The organism is Neorhizobium sp. S3-V5DH (assembly GCF_004343065.1).
Classification (GTDB): Bacteria; Pseudomonadota; Alphaproteobacteria; order Rhizobiales; family Rhizobiaceae; genus Neorhizobium; species Neorhizobium huautlense.
In genome coordinates this window covers 618,073-634,421 of record NZ_SMCL01000001.1, presented here as the reverse complement: position 1 = coordinate 634,421, position 16,349 = coordinate 618,073, and the positions used below count along the sequence as shown (strand labels likewise).

The following is a 16,349-nucleotide window of genomic DNA, read 5'->3' as shown; positions in this document are numbered from 1 at the left end:
CGTTCTCCATTTGTACCGACAAGTGGCACCGATTCTACCCTCAGGTCCAGCGCCATTACTTGACACCCGGCGACCAATTCCGAAAGTTGCGGCGATCCCTCAAATCCGTATCACGGCCTCCCCGATGGAAACCCAAGATCTGTTTGCCGCCTTTCTGGAAGCATGGCTACCGGGTCATTCGTCTTATCAACTCGCCTTTGTTTTCCTGGCGGCAATGATCGCGGGTCTGGCGCGCGGCTTTTCCGGCTTCGGCGGGGCGCTGATATTTGTGCCATTGGCCGGCGCGGCGATGGGTCCGAAGATCGCTTCCGGGCTGCTCCTCGTGCTCGACGGCATCATGACCCTCGGCATGGTGCCGGACAGTTGGCGACGCGCCAATCGGCGGGAGGTGGCAACCATGCTTGCAGGTGCCGTGGTGGGTGTGCCGACAGGTACAGCCTTGCTTGCCCTTCTGCCCTCGGTCACGCTGCGGTGGATCATCTCGATCGTCGTGCTCTTCCTGCTGGCCTTCCTGATCTCCGGTTGGCGCTACCATGGTCGGCCGAAGACCTACCTGACAATCGGAGTGGGAGGCCTCGCCGGCCTTTTCGGCGGTGCGGCGCAGATGTCGGGACCGCCGGTCGTCGCCTATTGGCTCGGCGGCGCAATTCCCCCGACGATCGTGCGGGCCAACCTTGTCCTTTATTTCGCGCTCTCGACCATCCTCTCGGCCACATCCTATCTCGTCGGCGGGATTCTGACTGTCGAGGTGCTTCTGATCGCCCTCTTTGCCGGTCCCGGTTACGGACTCGGTCTGTTTCTCGGCTCCAGGCTTTTCGGCATCGCCAGCGAAGCGACGTTCCGGCGGATATGCTTCGTCCTGATTGCGACCGCCGCCCTCATCGGCCTTCCGCTCTTCGACACCTTGCGCCCCTGACGGCAATCTTGCCTGCCTTTCTTCAGCAAGGTTTAACCCGGAACACAGTAGGGTCACGCTCTCAGAAGTGACGTGAGCGTGATCACCGTGGGGAATACGAGGGAGAGGCTGAAGGCGCTCTGGCGCCGGGACGTCAAGCGGCGCCTTGTGGCCGGAGGCCTCGACATGGCCGCTGCCCTTGCGCGGGCCGGAATGTTTCCCAATGCACGGGGCCGCGGCGCCATCTTCACGCTCCATCATGTCCGACCGAAAAAAAACCGCCCGCTCCAACCGAGCGGCCATCTGGAAGTGACACCCGATTTCCTCAGCGAGGCTATCGAAAGGCTTTCTGCGGAAGGTTATGAGTTCATACCGCTTGCGGACGTACCGGGGCGTCTTGCGGCGCCGGCGAAGCAACCCTTTGCGGCCTTCACACTTGATGACGGCTACAAGAACAACGCCGAATACGCCCTTCCCGTCTTTGCCCGCCACGGTGTGCCGTTCACCGTCTTCGTCACGCGAGGCTTTGCGGAACGTACGCATTCCATGTGGTGGGAAACGCTTGCCGAACTGCTGGGCAGGGAGCGGGAGGTCACATTTGATTTCGGGGACGGAGCGGAGGCGATGGACCTTACCTCCGAAGCGCGCAAATTCGATGCCTTCGATCGCTTTTCAGCTTATGTCGCTGGTGTCGACGAGGCGGCGGCCGTTGCGAGGATCGATGCGCTGGCGAGGAAACATGGCATCGATCCGCTGGAGATCACCAGCGACTTGACGATGGAGCCCAAGGAATTGCGCTTGCTTGGCGCGCATCCGCTGGCGTCGCTCGGAGCACATACGATCAGCCACCGGGCAGTTGGCCGCCTTTCCCCGCAGGAGGCCAGCGACGAAATGCGGCAATCGGCGGACTATGTGGAGCAACTGACCGGCAGGCGGCCCGAAACGATTGCTTATCCCTACGGCACACGGCATGCCGTTTCCGAGCGCGATCACCTGATTGCAAGCGAACTGGGCTTCTCGGTTGCGGTGACCACGCAGCCCGGCACGCTTTGCGATAAAAGCAGGCATCGCCTCACGGGGCTGCCGCGCATTTCGCTCAACGGCTATTATCAGGAGCCGCGCTACGTTTCCGCGCTGGCTTCGGGAATCCCGTTCGCCCTGGCACGCTGACCGTCTGGGTCAGGGATACATTCGCACCTTCTCCCAGGGACCGTCCGCCACCCCACGCCGAAACTCGACCCGGTCGTGAAGGCGGAACTGCCGGTCGTGCCAGAATTCGATCGAGACGGGCTTGATTCGGAAACCGGACCAATAAGGCGGTCGCGGGATGTCGCCTATGGCATATCTGGCCGTGTATTCGGCAACAGCCTTTTCCAGGGCGAAACGGCCCTCCAGCGGTCGAGACTGTTTCGATGCCCAGGCGCCGATCCGGCTGCCGCGCGCCCGCGTCACATAATAGGCATCGGCCTCGGCGTCGCTCACCACGTCCACCTCCCCCCGCAGCCGGACCTGGCGGCGCAACGACTTCCAATGAAAGCACATCGCCGCCTTCTTCTGACCGAGGATTTCACGTCCCTTCTGGCTCTCGAAATTGGTGTAGAAGACGAAGCCGTCCTCGTCGAAACCCTTGAGAAGCACCATGCGGACATTCGGCATGCCGTGTTCGTCGACGGTGGCAAGGGCGACGGCATTCGGATCATTGGGTTCCGATTTTTCCGCATCCTTCAGCCAGGAGCCGAAGAGTGCAAAAGGTTCGTTCTCCTCGGTGAAGTCACCGGTTGTTAACCCGCTTTCAGACATATTGAATAAAATACTCCCTAAAGTGCCCCGAGTTTTTTGGCCGTACAGGACGCAAGGTGGTAGTGATAGCAAAGTCGAAGAGCCGCACAAAGAGGTCCATCGCGCTTGGTCGAGGTGCAGCCGTCATCTGTCTCGCCGGATTGTCTCTTACCGGATGCACCAGCAGCCTGGACCTCTTCGGCAGTTCCCCCAAGGTAGACCGCAGCATCTCAACCGGAACCGTTCCCGGTCCGAAGCAGGAATCCGGCGAGAACCTTTCCGACGAGGCGACGGTCCGCAATGCCGTCACGTCTGCCGATCTTGCAAAAGTCGGCGCTGCCTCGGTCCCGTGGGCGAATGCCGTGACCGGCAGCGCAGGCGTCGTTTCGAAAATCCGCGAGGCTCGCAACGAAGGCCATCTCTGCCGCGACTTCACGACCACGAGACATTCCTACGAAGGCATTGCCATGTTTTCCGGCCAGGCCTGCATGACCGGCAGCGGTGACTGGATGCTGACCGCCTTCGACCGACAGTAAGGCCCTCTTCAGCACATCACCTTGCTCTACGAGCCGGCAGAAACGATTCGTTTACCTTAACGAATACGAATTTTGGCCTGTAACCTCTGATTCATGAGTTCCGACCTAAATTTCCTCGAACAGGCACGCTGTACTCAGTGACGCGAGGAACTGACGAAAGCTGTCGGAGTTGTGACGAGTATCGGGGGGTCCAAGGATTTTGGCGGGGCCCGCCGCTTCAGGTAACCGGTGGTCCCACAATGCGTGATCCCTATTCTCTGCTTGGTGTGAAGCGCAGCGCCGATGCTGACGAAATCAAGGCGGCATGGCGCGCCAAGGCAAAGACCGTCCATCCCGACGCCAACCAGGACGATCCGTCCGCCGCCAGCCGTTTTGCCGAAATCGGCCAGGCTTATGAGGTGTTGAAGGATCCCGACCGCCGCAAACGCTACGATCGAGCAGCCGAGATGCACCAGACCATCATGCAACAACGTCAGGCCGCGCGCGAAGCAGCCGAGCGGGCCAAGGCGGCCAAGGCCAATGCCGAAAAGGTCATGGAAGAGCTTGCCCGCGCCAATGCCCAGCGCACGCAGAGCCAGGCGGAAAATCCTCAAGGCGCGACGGGCGAGACCCCCGAAGACATGATCGAGCGCATATTCGGCGCGGCGGCTGCCGAGCAGGTGAAGGCGCAGAACCAGGCTCGAACCTCGGAGGATGCATCCGAGGGTGTGAAGGCCGAGCAGTCCGGTGAAAGAGCCCCCCTGCCCGTCATGGCGGTCGATCTTATCGCCTCGCTCGTCCGGCGCTTTCGCGGGACTGCCCCTTTACCTGAAAAAGTTCCGGATCTTTCCGTCGATGCCGCTGTTACCGTTGCCGATCTGCTGAAGCAGGCCTCGGTGACGGTAAAGCTCGCGGACGAACGAGAGGTCCGGTTTACACTCGAAAGAGGTATGACAGACGGGCATGTGGTGCGGCTGAAAGGCCAGGGCCTGAAAGTGGCCGGGATGAAACAGGGCGATCTCCTCGTCGCGCTCAAGGCCGCGCGCGATCCGCATTTCCACATCGAAGGTTTCGACCTCCATACCACCCTGCCGATCTCGCTCGAGGATGCGGTTTTGGGTACTGAGGCTACGGTGGAAACGCTCGAGGGCAGCCGCAGTCTTTCCGTTCCCGCCTGGTCAGGCTCGGACCAGACGATACGGATGAGCGGGCTTGGGCTGTATGACGGCGCGGGCGGACGCGGCGACCTCGTGGTCGAATTGAGGATCATGCTGTGGGAAAAGCCGAACGAGAAGGTCACCGACCTGATGCGGCACATGCGTCACGGGCTATACGTCTAATACCAGTATGACAGTTTTGCGTCGGTTTTCACCGGCGCGCACCCTTGATTACGACCTTTAACATGAGATGATCCAAGTCAGCTTGAACCCTTGGGCTGCCTATGTCATAGGCAGCATTCGTCAAAGTTTCAGGGGACTATGTATGGTTCAGGCTTCCGGCCTCATGGCAGGCAAACGTGGCATCATCATGGGTGTTGCCAACAATCGTTCCATCGCTTGGGGCATTGCCAAAGCCATTCACAGCCAAGGCGGAGAGGTGGCATTCACCTACCAGGGTGATGCGCTGAAGAAGCGCGTCGAGCCGCTTGCGGCAGAACTCGGCGCCTTCATGGCCGGCCACTGCGATGTCAGCGACGAGGCCTCCGTCGATGAGGTTTTCGCCAATCTCGAAAAACATTGGGGCAAGATCGACTTCCTCGTGCACGCAATCGGCTTTTCCGACAAGGACGAACTGACCGGCCGTTATGTCGATACCTCGCCGGAAAATTTCGCCAAGACCATGCAGATCTCGGTCTATTCCTTCACCTCGGTGGCACGCCGGGCGGAAAAACTGATGACCGAAGGCGGCTCCATGCTGACGCTCACCTATTACGGTGCAGAGAAGGTCATGCCGAACTACAATGTCATGGGTGTCGCCAAGGCTGCGCTCGAAGCGAGCGTAAAATATCTTGCGGTCGACCTCGGCCCGAAGAATATCCGTGTGAATGCGATTTCTGCTGGCCCGATCAAGACGCTGGCGGCCTCCGGCATCGGCGATTTCCGCTACATCCTCAAATGGAACGAATACAACGCGCCGTTGCGCCGCACCGTCACCATTGAGGAAGTCGGCGATGTCGGGCTCTACATGCTTTCGGACCTGTCGCGCTCGGTGACCGGCGAAACCCATCATGCAGACAGCGGTTATCATGTCGTCGGCATGAAGGCCGTCGATGCCCCGGACATCTCGGTCATCAAGGACTGATCGACACCAGGAAACGTCTGCCGTGCTTATCTACATGATCCGCCACGGGCAGACGGACTGGAACGCCGAAGGGCGTCTGCAGGGACAGCGGGATATTCCGCTCAACGCGCTTGGCCGGGCGCAAGCCAGCCGGAATGGCGAAAAGCTTCGGGAACTGATCGGGAGAGCGGAAGATTTCGCTTTCATCGCCAGCCCTTTGTCGCGAACACGCGAAACCATGGAGCGGCTTCGCGCCGCCATGGGCCTTGATCCGAACGCTTATCTGATCGACGAGCGGCTGAAGGAACTCTCCTTCGGCGATTGGGAGGGCCATACGCTGGCGGAAATCAGCCTGATGTCGCCGGACCGCCTGATGGCCCGGGCACAGGAAAAGTGGAGCTTTATTCCGCCGGGGGAATTCGCCGAAAGCTACGAAATCCTCTGCTGGCGCATCGGCGCCTGGCTGCAGGCGGTTGAAAGACCGACGGTATGCATTAGCCATGGCGGCGTCATCCGCTCGCTCTTCCGCCTGATCGGCAATCTTTCCGAAGACGACGCGGCAGCCGCGCCGACGCCGCAGGATCGCATTCTCAGGATCGACAGGGATTGCGGCCGCCTGGAATGGCTTTGACCAGCAAGCGGCGGCATGGGCTCAGATCACCCGAAAGGGTTTAGGAACTACTGGACGATCTCAAGATCGTCCACGATCCGGTGACCGTCGACTTCGGTGAAGAAGACAAGGACTTTGACGCCGGCTTTGAGGCCTTCGAAATTGAATTCCTCCGGCACCTTGTAGGTCTTTCCGTCATCCAGTGTCAGGCTCAGCGCCTTCACATCCACCGTCTTGATCGTCGCCTCGACATCAGCGCTCTGCGCCCAGCCATTCAGGGGCGAAAACATGCTTGCAGTGGCAAGCAGAGCAGCAATCAGGATACGCATGGGTTTAGGCCTTGATGAGGTCGACGTTGTTTCGTTACGACGCACAGATAGCCTCCCGATTGTGGCGAAAATCGCCCGCTACCATGACATTTTCGGTATAAGTAATGACTTGATTGTTAACGCTTTTCAAGAGCTCCAGCCGGTTCGAAGGCGGCGCAGCCGTATCGCCCGGATTTGGCCCGCGTGCTCACCTCGGAAATCGCCTCCAAATTTGCGGGCAGCCGGGGCAATCGGAAATTAACTCCCATCCGTTAGGCTTTTCCCGCAAGTCATAAAAGTTAACGAAAAGGGTTCGGGCGATTGAAATTCCGGCGTTCCTCCGCTTCTCAAACTCTACACCTTTTTCGGCATCCGAAGGCTCCCGCTGCAATCGCACTTGTCATTGCCCTGATGGTGATTGCGATCGCAATCATCATAGATGGGCGCCATACCGAAAGTTACCGCACCGAACTGCGAGGGACGACCGAAAGGACAGCGGCGCTGCTGGCCCAGCGTTTTTCATCCCAGGCCGAGACCGACATCCTGGCCGCCGATCACCTGGTCCATGTCCTGCAAGAGGATGCGCAAGGCTCGATCGAACGGTTCCAGCACTACATCGACAACGCTTTCAAAAAGGGGCGGCACTTTTTTGCGGTCGCGGTCGCGCCTAATTTCGAACTGACCCAGGTCATTACCCGCGACGGGATCGTCAACGGCGCATCGGGAAAAATCGGTAGCGTCGATCTTTCGCGTCTTGCAAGCAGCCTGAAATCGGTGGACGGCCGCGGCCGTCTGTCTTTCCTGAGCGGAACACAGGACGACCACCTGACGCTGGTCATGCCTGTGCCGAAAAGCGAAGACGGAGGGGGATTGTGGGGCGCAATTGCCATTTTGATAGAGGAAAGAGGCTTCATCGAAGCCTCCGGCGTGACCTTTTCACCAAATCCGATTGCTAGAACGAACCTCCTCAATCTGGATTGGCTGAACGTCGTTCTTCGCGATGCCGACAGGCCCGAATATTTCGCCTTCTACGGCGACGATTCCATCGAGGGTCAATCCCCGATGGAATGGGCGATCCCCCTCAAGGGTGCCAATTGGACCATGCTTGCCAGCCCGCATTCCGGCTGGGACATAACACCGCCGAACCAGTCGCGCTTCCGCCTTGGGATTGCTCTGGCGGTAGGCATGGTCATCGTGCCGATATTCATCGCTGCGTCGCTCATTTCGGAGCGCAATCGCCACATCGCCATACTGAAAGCGCGCGAACTCAACCTCACGGAGCTGTCGCAGCGCTTGAGGAGCGCCAAGGAAAATACTGACATCAAGAATGCGGAGCTGGAACTCGCGCTCGATGAACTTTCGAACCGCGAGCAGGAGCTCGAGGAGCTCTCCACCAGGTTCGATCTCGCCCTCGCCTCCTACAACTGCGGCATCTGGGAGTCCGATCCGGTCACGCAAACGGAAATATGGGATGCCCGTATGTGTCAGTTGCACAGCATTCCCTATACCGACGGGATCATCCATCGCGATCAATGGATCAACCTCCTCCACCCGGACGATCGGGAACGTGCCAAACAGGAATCGCATCATTTGAGCGAGGGGTTGCAGCCCCCGCCGCTCGTCGCCCGCGTTCTGCAGCCCGACGGATCCTCTCGCTACATCCGGTCCATCGGGAAATTGCATGTCACCCGCGACGGGGCGCGGAAGATGGTCGGCATCGCCTTCGACGTAACCCAGGACGCGATCCTCACCCAGCAGCTCAAGGCCGCCAAGGATGAAGCCGACGCCAAGAACGCCGAACTCGAGCTTGCCAAGAGCCGTATCGAGCACAATTCGCTGCACGATCCGCTGACGCTGCTTGCAAACCGCCGCAAGCTTGACATGGAGCTGGACCGGCTCTCCCGTGCGAGCCAGACCGAACGGCAGAAATTCTCGCTCCTGCACCTCGATCTCGACCGTTTCAAGCAGATCAACGATACGCTCGGCCATGCGGCAGGCGACGCCATGCTCGTGCATGCTTCACGCGTCCTGTCGCGCAACGTCCGCGGCACGGATATTGTGGCCCGCATCGGCGGCGACGAATTCGTCATCCTGGCGGTCGACAATGCGAGCGCCGAGGAGATGGCACAGCTTGCACAGCGGATCATTGTCGAATTCCATCAGCCCATCGATTTCGAGGGCTTTTCCTGCCGCTGCGGCGTTTCGATCGGCATTGCGCAGGCAAACGGCATGAATGTCGACGCCCGCCGCACTCTCGTCAACGCAGACCTCGCGCTTTATCGGGCGAAGGGTCTGGGCCGCAACCGGTACGAATTCTTCACTCAGAACCTGCAGGCCGAGATCGTCAGCCACAAGCGCACCGCTGATGAGGTTCTTGCGGGTATCGACAACGACGAGTTCACAAGCTGGTATCAGCCGCAGTTCGACGCGCAAACCAACGAGCTTGTCGGCGTCGAGGCGCTGATCCGGTGGAACCATCCCCATCACGGGGTCCTCGCTCCGGACAAATTCTTAAAGATCGCAGAGGATTTGAACGTCTCGGCAACGCTCGACCAGATCGTGCTCGAGACCGCCATGAGGGACAAACTGCGCTGGATTGCCCGCGGCCTCAAGATTCCAAAGGTCTCGGTGAACGTCTCTTCCAAGCGCCTGCACGACGAGAGGTTGATCGACAGATTGAAGCCTTTGGAGATCATTCCCGGCGAGATTTCCTTCGAACTGGTGGAATCGATCTTCCTCGATGAAAGTGAGGACGTCGTCATCGACAACCTGAAGCGCATCAAGGAGCTCGGGATCGACATTGAAATCGATGATTTCGGAACCGGTCATACGTCCATCGTCAGCCTTTTGAAGCTGAAGCCGAAGCGCCTGAAGATCGACCGGCAACTCGTCATGCCGATCCTCGATTCACCGCAGGAACGCGCGCTCGTCCGTTCGATCATCGATATCGCACGGTCGCTCGGGGTCGAGACGGTGGCGGAAGGCATCGAAACGATGCAGCACGCCGCGCTGCTGCGCGAGCTGGGCTGCGATCTCCTGCAGGGTTATGCCTTCTCGCGACCGCTCTCCTTTAACGATTTCACTCAGGCGGCGCTCACGAATTGGCGCAAAGCGGCGGCATAGACCTCGCCCCAGCCCGGCTGGATAACCGTTCAAACAAGAAAGGCTTGTCGCCTGACGCCCTTTTCCATATGACAACCGCGTCAGAAGTCGGCGGGGGGCCTACTCCGCCACAAACGGTTCCGCATTGCCATGTCGCACAATACGTTCGGTCACCTCTTCCGCGTCACCACCTGGGGCGAAAGCCACGGTCCGGCGCTCGGTTGCGTCGTGGACGGTTGCCCGCCCGGTCTCCGCTTCACCCATGCCGAAATCCAGGCCTGGATGGACAAGCGCAAGCCCGGCCAGTCGCGTTTCGTCACACAGCGACGCGAAGATGACATCGTCAAAGTGCTCTCCGGTGTGATGATGGATGCCGACGGCGAGACCATGATCTCGACCGGCACACCGATCTCCATGCTGATCGAGAACACCGACCAACGCTCCAAGGATTATGGCGAGATCGCCCAGCGCTATCGCCCCGGGCACGCAGACTATACCTATGACGTCAAATACGGCATCCGCGACTATCGTGGCGGCGGCCGCTCCTCCGCCCGCGAAACTGCGGCTCGCGTTGCCGCGGGCGCACTGGCGCGCAAGGTGGTGCCGGGCGCCAACGTCCGCGCCGCGCTCGTCCAGATCGGCAAGCACAAGATCAACCGGGCGAACTGGGATTGGGACCAGGTCGGCCGCAATCCCTTCTTTTCTCCGGACGCGGAGATCGTGCCCGTATGGGAAGAATATCTCGATGCGGTTCGCAAGGCCGGCTCATCGATCGGTGCCGTTGTGGAAGTCGTCGCCGAAGGCGTCCCAGCTGGTCTCGGTGCCCCGGTCTACGGCAAGCTCGACCAGGACATTGCAAGCTACCTGATGTCCATCAACGCCGTGAAGGGCGTCGAAATCGGCGAGGGTTTCGCTTCGGCCGAACTCTCCGGCGAAGAAAATGCCGACGAAATGCGCATGGGCAACGACGGAAACCCGATATTTCTCTCCAACCATGCGGGCGGAATTTTAGGGGGAATCTCGACCGGACAGCCCCTGATCGCCCGGTTTGCCATCAAGCCAACTTCCTCGATCCTCACCGAAAGACGATCAATCGATGCCGACGGCAACAATGTCGAAGTACGCACCAAGGGACGGCACGATCCGTGTGTCGGCATTCGTGCAGTACCGATCGGCGAAGCGATGGTTGCCTGCGCGATCGCCGATCATTACCTCCGCCATCGGGCCCAGACCGGGCAGACCCTTTAGGAACAATCACCCATGGCCTATGACCAGAAACGCGTTGTTGATGCCATCCGAGCCTTCGAGGCTGGGGAAATCGTCGTGGTTACGGATGACGACGATCGCGAGAACGAAGGCGACCTGATCGTCGCGGCCGTGCATTGCACGCCGGAGAAAATGGCCTTCATCGTGCGCCACACCTCCGGTATCGTCTGCGCCCCCATGCCGCGCGAGGAGGCCAAGCGCCTGAACCTCAACGCGATGGTGGCGGAAAACGACAGCGCCCATACGACCGCATTTACCGTCACCGTCGACTTCAAGCACGGCACGACAACCGGCATTTCCGCCGACGACAGGACACTCACCGTCCGCAACCTCGCCAACCCGAATGCCGGCCCTTCGGATTTCGTGCGGCCCGGCCATATCTTCCCCCTCATCTCCCGGGAGGGCGGCGTCCTGATGCGTTCGGGCCATACGGAAGCGGCTGTCGATCTCTGCCGACTCGCGGGCCTGCCGCCGGTCGGTGTGATTTCAGAACTGGTCAACGACGACGGTACCGTGATGCGCGGCCAGCAGGTTGCCGATTTCGCTGTCAAGAACGGCATCAAGCAGGTCTCGGTGGCGGATCTGATCGCCTACCGCCAGCGCAAGGAAACGCTGATCGAGCTGCAGTCCAAGTTCGACATCGACACGCCTCACGGCAAGGCGAAGGCGCATGCCTATTCGCTTCCCTGGGACCCGATGCAGCATGTCGCCATCATCTTCGGCGACATCCGTGACGGCGAGGAAATTCCGGTCCGCCTGCATCTCGAAAATGTCGCCAGCGACGTATTCGGTGCCCAGCGACCGCTCGACGCCTATATGGCGAAGATCGCAGAAGAAGGCCGCGGCGTGATCATCTATCTCCGGGAAGGTTCGGTCGGCGTCGGCCAGAAGGACCACGGCCGCAAGCTCCGGCAGGATCAGGAGGGCCATGCGGAAGCTCAAGCGCGTGAAAGCGAATGGCTGGAAATCGGCCTGGGAGCCCAGATTCTCAAGGACCTCGGCGTCACCTCGATCAAGCTTCTGACCCGCAGCGAGCGCCATTACGTCGGTCTCGAGGGGTTCGGAATCAAGATCGCCGAGACTATCATCTGCTGAACGGAGAGCTTGCCGCTATCGCCCGGCGGCCAAGATCGCCTCGATAAAGCGATGAGCGTTCAGTGCGTCCTCGCCTGTGACGCGCAGGCGGGCTCCATCACGGATCGCGTCGCAAAAATTTTCGATGAGGGCGCGATGCAATTCGTGCCCGAAGGCCATTGGGTTGGCCCCTGCACCGCTGCCGGAATTGTCTCCGCCAGCAGCAATCTGCGTACCATCCATGAAGGCTGCCTGAAGCGTGTCTCCTGAAAAGACGGCCGTTCCCTTGGTGCCGATCAGTTCGATGCGATCCGGCAGACCGGGATAGGCGCAGGTCGTGGCGTTCAACGTGCCGATCGCCCCGCCCTGAAATGAGAAGGTGGCAGCAACCAGATCTTCGGTTTCCATGGAATGAATAGGGCTGGTCCTCACAAAGGATGCGACCTCCTGGGGAAGGCCGGCAAAGCTCAACAGCAAATCGATGGTATGAATGCCCTGCGTCAGCAAGACACCGCCCCCGTCTCGCGCCCGCGTACCTCGCCCTTCCACATCGTAGTAGCTTTGGGGTCGCCAGTTGCGGATCGCGGCAGACGCTTCGACCAAATGTCCGAGCCGCCCGCTCTTGACGATCTCGTCGAGCGCCAGCACCGCTGCACGGAACCGGTTCTGCAGCACCACGCCGAACAGGACGCCGGCCTGTTTGGCAATGTGAACGATCGTTTCGGATCTTTCGAACGTGATATCGAGCGGCTTTTCGAGAAGAATATGCTTCTTTGCGGCAGCGGCACGCCGGACAAGTTCGAGATGGGTGTTCGGCGGCGTCAGGATCAGCACGGCTTCGATTTTTGCATCCTCGAAGATCGCATCGAGATCACCGCTGGTCGGGATGGGGTACTGGGCAGCAAAAGCCTCCCGCCTTGCTGCGGTAGGGCTATAGGCCGCGACACATTCGATCCTGTCGGAGAGGTCGAGCAGGCTGCGGGCATGATGGCCTGCTGCCATTCCAAGCCCGATCATCGCTACTTTCAGCTTTGCCATCCCGTGCCTCCCAGCGCGCTTCCTCCGGACCTGTTTATCGAGGCGGGCGGCTTTTGCGAAGCAGGAACATCGCAAGTTTTCTAGCGGCATGCGTCTATCCCGACGAAGCCACATGCGGACATGCAAAAGCTTGCAAGTTGGCAATCACGCCAACTTTAGCGGAACAAGCCGCCCTGCCTTGCAGTTAGACCCCGCAAACCCTTCACGGCGAGGTCCCACCGATGAATACGCGTCCCCAATTCGCTTCGCGAATCTCGCTCTCGCAGTTGCCGCCCCAGATCTACTACGTCCACCCATTGATGCTAAAGGGGCTTGATGCGTGGCGCGAAGTCTTCGCCCATGCGCGGGATCTGGGCTTTGACACGGTGCTGACGGCGCCTTTATTCGAACGGGGCGCGAATACAAGCGTCTTCGTGACGAAGGATTTCGGTCGCCTGGATACTCGTCTGGGCCTCGGACAATCACCGGAAGACGGCTTCAAGGCTCTCATTGCCGCCGCACGCGAAAACAACATTAAGCTGATGCTCGACGTCGTGATCGATCGCGTGGCTGTCGGTGCCGACGAGGCGAGGCCGGTCATCGCAGACCCGCGCCTCGCGCCGCAGGAAAGCTGCAGCCGCCGCATCGATTTTTTGAGTGAAGTCCGGCATATCGAAGACTGGCGGAGCCGGCTTGCCTGGCTGGCGGAAATCGGGATTGCAGGCTTCCGCTGCCTTGGCATCGGCCGGATCGCTCCGGAAGCCTGGTATGATCTCATCTTCTCAACGCGCAAGACCGCGCCGGAAACCACCTTCCTCGCCTGGACGCCCGGCAGTGCATTCGAGGACCGCAAGGCTCTGCAGGGAACCGGTTTCGACGGCAGCTTCTCCTCGTTTGCGTGGTGGAATTTGGAAGAGCGCTGGATCATGGACGAATACCAGATCCAGCGGGAGCTCGGTTATCAGATCACCTTCCCCGAGGCTCCGTTCGCCAAGCGCATGGCGCACGGGACGGACAGCTGCGAGGTACTCCAGCGCAAGGCAATCCGGGCGCTGAAGCTGGCATCGACCTTCGCCAGCGGCTTGATGATCCCCATGGGCTTCGAATACGGCGCGGCGGTTCCTCTGGATCCAATGCACGGCGACGGGCTCGGCCTGCGGGGGCTGCGGGAACGAGGATCTTTCGATCTCTCGGGCGAGATCCGCGCGACCAATGCAAGCACAAACAAGACCGCCGCGGGTTTTGCCCGCCAGCCGCTCAGGCTCATTTCCACCAGCCAGGCGCCTGCCGTCGCGCTGCTGCAGACCGACAGCGAGGATCCGCGTACCTCCGAGAGGATCAGGGTCGTGGTTCTGAACCGGGACCTGCGTCGGGTCACGAACGCGCCATACAACGTGTTGCGAGAGGCCGCCGCCCCCTTCCTGCCGCTGACATCGCGCGAAAACGAGAACGAAATCTTCGCCCCTCAGCTCAAGCTGAAGCCGGGAGAACTGCGGGTCTTCGAAGGACGGGCGTCCATACCCATCATCGATGCGGCCCCCGCACCGAATGTCAACACGGCAGCGGCGTCCCCAAGACTTGCCATTGAGAAAATTACGCCATGCGTCGACGAGGGCCGCTTTGTGGTGAAGCGGGTGGTCGGCGAAACGGTCAAGGTGGAAGCCGATATTTTCGGCGATGGACACGATCCGCTTTCAGCGGCGCTGCTCTGGCGCGCCGCGGACGATACGGCATGGCAGCAGGTGCCCATGCAACTGATACTCAACGATCGCTGGCAGGCGGAATTCCCCTTAAAGCGCGTTGGGCGGCACGAATTTGCGATCGAGGGATGGCGCAATCCTTTCGCCATCTTCCGCTACGAGTTCACCAAGAAACATGAGGCTCGACTGGATCTCCGGCTGGAAATCCAGGAAGGGATCAATCTCGTTCTGGACGCGCTCGACTATGCAGAGGGCAAGGTCAAATCCCGCCTGCAGGCCCTCTTCGACAAGCTGACGGCGGCTCAGGACCAGCAGCGGACCGAAATCCTGCTCGCGCCGGAGACCGCCGAGCTAATGGCCGAGGCGGACCGCCGGCCTCATCGCGTCCGCTCGCAGGTGATCCCCATCGATGCGGAACGGACCGCCGCAGCCTTTGCCAGCTGGTATCAGGTTTTCCCACGCTCCCAGAGCGGCGATCCGAACCGGCACGGTACTTTCGACGATGTCATCCGCCGCCTGCCGGCAATCCGGGCGATGGGCTTCGATGTTCTCTATTTTCCGCCGATCCACCCGATCGGCAAGACCAACCGCAAAGGGAAGAACAACAGCTTGAACGCCGGGCCGGATGATCCCGGCAGCCCCTATGCGATCGGTTCGGATGCCGGCGGCCACGACGCAATACACCCCGAGCTTGGTACATTCGACGATTTCCGCCGCCTGGTCGAGGCCGCCGAGGGCGAAGGCTTAGAGATCGCGCTCGATCTGGCTATCCAGTGCTCGCCCGATCATCCCTGGCTGAAGCAACATCCCGGGTGGTTCGATTGGAGGCCGGACGGCACGATCCGATATGCCGAAAACCCGCCCAAGAAATACGAAGACATCGTCAATGTCGATTTCTACGCCAGCAATGCGATCCCTTCCCTGTGGGTCGAACTGCGCGATGTCGTGCAGAAGTGGGTCGACAATGGCGTCAAGCTGTTCCGGGTCGACAATCCCCACACGAAACCCTTCCCCTTCTGGGAGTGGCTGATCGCCGACATACGCTCGCGGCATCCCGAGGTCGTGTTTCTCTCGGAAGCCTTTACCAAGCCGAAAGTCATGTACCGGCTGGCGAAGATCGGCTTCTCGCAATCCTACACCTACTTCACCTGGCGGAACGCCAAATGGGAACTCGAGCAGTACATGCGCGAGATCACCACAGAAGAGCCGAAGGATTTCTTCCGGCCGCACTTCTTCGTCAACACCCACGACATCAACCCGGACTTCCTGCAGAACGCCCCGCGCCCTGCCTATCTGATCCGGGCAGCGCTCGCCGCGACGCTTTCGGGGCTCTGGGGTGTCTATAACGGTTTCGAACTCTGCGAAGGCCGGCCGGATGCCAAACGCAAGGAATACGCGGACTCTGAAAAGTACGAAATCCGCGCCTGGGACTATGACCGTCCGGGCAATATCAAGTCCGAAATTACCATGCTGAACCGGATCAGAAGCGAGAACCCTGCGCTCCATTCGCATCTCGGTCTGCAACTTCTCACCGCCTGGAACGACAACATCATGTTCTATGAGAAGACGAGCCCCGGGCGCGAGAACGCTTTGCTGATTGCCGTCAACCTCGATCCTCATAACGCCCAGGAGGCAGATGTCGAAATTCCGCTCTGGTCATGGAACCTCCCGGACCATGGCGCACTTGACGTCGAAGATCTGATTACCGGCCAGAAATTCACATTGACCGGGAAGGTCCAGCGCATCCGGCTCGATCCGCATCACGGCCTGCCGTTTGCGATCTGGCGCGTGAGGTAAGGGAGG

At 60.2% G+C, this 16,349-nt stretch carries 13 protein-coding genes; 10 read left to right on the top strand and 3 right to left on the bottom strand.

Annotation, left to right across the window (positions count from 1 at the left end; translation table 11 throughout):
• The first annotated feature begins 124 nt into the window (after positions 1-124).
• Positions 125-916: a sulfite exporter TauE/SafE family protein gene (locus tag EDE09_RS03045; RefSeq protein WP_132408802.1), complete on the top strand. Its 792-nt coding sequence runs from the start codon at positions 125-127 to the stop codon at positions 914-916.
• Between the two features lie 108 nt (positions 917-1,024).
• Positions 1,025-2,065: a polysaccharide deacetylase family protein gene (locus EDE09_RS03040; protein WP_132408928.1), complete on the top strand. Its 1,041-nt coding sequence runs from the start codon at positions 1,025-1,027 to the stop codon at positions 2,063-2,065.
• A gap of 9 nt (positions 2,066-2,074) precedes the next feature.
• Here the strand turns inward: EDE09_RS03040 and pdxH are convergent, their stop codons facing one another.
• A complete protein-coding gene (pdxH, locus tag EDE09_RS03035) occupies positions 2,075-2,695 on the bottom strand; it encodes a pyridoxamine 5'-phosphate oxidase (protein ID WP_132408800.1) in 621 nt (206 codons plus the stop codon).
• A 56-nt stretch (positions 2,696-2,751) separates the two neighbouring features.
• On the opposite strand from pdxH, the gene EDE09_RS03030 reads away from it, so the two are divergent.
• The 4 genes from EDE09_RS03030 to EDE09_RS03015 all read left to right on the top strand — a co-directional run bounded on the left by EDE09_RS03030 (position 2,752) and on the right by EDE09_RS03015 (position 6,100).
• Positions 2,752-3,210 carry an RT0821/Lpp0805 family surface protein gene (locus EDE09_RS03030; RefSeq protein WP_132408798.1) on the top strand — a complete coding sequence of 153 codons (459 nt, stop codon included), beginning with the start codon at positions 2,752-2,754 and terminating at the stop codon, positions 3,208-3,210.
• Positions 3,211-3,449: 239 nt separating this feature from the next.
• Positions 3,450-4,529 carry a DnaJ C-terminal domain-containing protein gene (locus EDE09_RS03025; RefSeq protein WP_132408796.1) on the top strand — a complete coding sequence of 360 codons (1,080 nt, stop codon included), beginning with the start codon at positions 3,450-3,452 and terminating at the stop codon, positions 4,527-4,529.
• A 142-nt stretch (positions 4,530-4,671) separates the two neighbouring features.
• Positions 4,672-5,490: an enoyl-ACP reductase FabI gene (gene fabI, locus EDE09_RS03020; RefSeq protein ID WP_132408794.1), complete on the top strand. Its 819-nt coding sequence runs from the start codon at positions 4,672-4,674 to the stop codon at positions 5,488-5,490.
• Between the two features lie 22 nt (positions 5,491-5,512).
• Positions 5,513-6,100 (top strand): histidine phosphatase family protein, encoded by a 588-nt coding sequence (locus tag EDE09_RS03015; RefSeq protein ID WP_105373256.1) that lies wholly within the window; start codon positions 5,513-5,515, stop codon positions 6,098-6,100.
• 47 nt (positions 6,101-6,147) lie between these two features.
• Here the strand turns inward: EDE09_RS03015 and EDE09_RS03010 are convergent, their stop codons facing one another.
• Positions 6,148-6,408: a DUF1344 domain-containing protein gene (locus tag EDE09_RS03010; protein ID WP_132408792.1), complete on the bottom strand. Its 261-nt coding sequence runs from the start codon at positions 6,406-6,408 to the stop codon at positions 6,148-6,150.
• A gap of 390 nt (positions 6,409-6,798) precedes the next feature.
• On the opposite strand from EDE09_RS03010, the gene EDE09_RS03005 reads away from it, so the two are divergent.
• From EDE09_RS03005 to ribB, 3 genes are all read left to right on the top strand, one after another.
• A complete protein-coding gene (locus tag EDE09_RS03005) occupies positions 6,799-9,510 on the top strand; it encodes an EAL domain-containing protein (protein ID WP_132408926.1) in 2,712 nt (903 codons plus the stop codon).
• A gap of 129 nt (positions 9,511-9,639) precedes the next feature.
• Positions 9,640-10,737, top strand: a complete 1,098-nt coding sequence (aroC, locus tag EDE09_RS03000) for a chorismate synthase (RefSeq protein ID WP_105373259.1) — start codon at positions 9,640-9,642, stop codon at positions 10,735-10,737.
• Between the two features lie 12 nt (positions 10,738-10,749).
• Complete coding sequence (ribB, locus tag EDE09_RS02995) at positions 10,750-11,850, top strand: 3,4-dihydroxy-2-butanone-4-phosphate synthase (RefSeq protein ID WP_105373260.1); 1,101 nt, start codon at positions 10,750-10,752, stop codon at positions 11,848-11,850.
• A gap of 15 nt (positions 11,851-11,865) precedes the next feature.
• Here ribB and EDE09_RS02990 read toward each other — a convergent pair whose 3' ends face one another.
• A complete protein-coding gene (locus EDE09_RS02990; protein ID WP_105373261.1) occupies positions 11,866-12,867 on the bottom strand; it encodes a Gfo/Idh/MocA family oxidoreductase in 1,002 nt (333 codons plus the stop codon).
• A gap of 221 nt (positions 12,868-13,088) precedes the next feature.
• Between EDE09_RS02990 and EDE09_RS02985 the strand changes: the two genes are divergently transcribed.
• Positions 13,089-16,343, top strand: a complete 3,255-nt coding sequence (locus EDE09_RS02985; RefSeq protein ID WP_132408790.1) for a maltotransferase domain-containing protein — start codon at positions 13,089-13,091, stop codon at positions 16,341-16,343.
• Positions 16,344-16,349: the final 6 nt, after the last annotated feature.

What these genes read in the sequence shown, in the direction of transcription:
- EDE09_RS03045 (WP_132408802.1), top strand. Translation starts at nt 125, where the DNA reads ATGGAAACCCAAGATCTGTTTGCCGCCTTTCTGGAAGCATGGCTACCG.
- pdxH (WP_132408800.1), bottom strand. Translation starts at nt 2,695, where the DNA reads ATGTCTGAAAGCGGGTTAACAACCGGTGACTTCACCGAGGAGAACGAA.
- EDE09_RS03025 (WP_132408796.1), top strand. Translation starts at nt 3,450, where the DNA reads ATGCGTGATCCCTATTCTCTGCTTGGTGTGAAGCGCAGCGCCGATGCT.
- fabI (WP_132408794.1), top strand. Translation starts at nt 4,672, where the DNA reads ATGGTTCAGGCTTCCGGCCTCATGGCAGGCAAACGTGGCATCATCATG.
- EDE09_RS03010 (WP_132408792.1), bottom strand. Translation starts at nt 6,408, where the DNA reads ATGCGTATCCTGATTGCTGCTCTGCTTGCCACTGCAAGCATGTTTTCG.
- EDE09_RS03005 (WP_132408926.1), top strand. Translation starts at nt 6,799, where the DNA reads ATGGTGATTGCGATCGCAATCATCATAGATGGGCGCCATACCGAAAGT.
- aroC (WP_105373259.1), top strand. Translation starts at nt 9,640, where the DNA reads ATGTCGCACAATACGTTCGGTCACCTCTTCCGCGTCACCACCTGGGGC.
- ribB (WP_105373260.1), top strand. Translation starts at nt 10,750, where the DNA reads ATGGCCTATGACCAGAAACGCGTTGTTGATGCCATCCGAGCCTTCGAG.
- EDE09_RS02990 (WP_105373261.1), bottom strand. Translation starts at nt 12,867, where the DNA reads ATGGCAAAGCTGAAAGTAGCGATGATCGGGCTTGGAATGGCAGCAGGC.
- EDE09_RS02985 (WP_132408790.1), top strand. Translation starts at nt 13,089, where the DNA reads ATGAATACGCGTCCCCAATTCGCTTCGCGAATCTCGCTCTCGCAGTTG.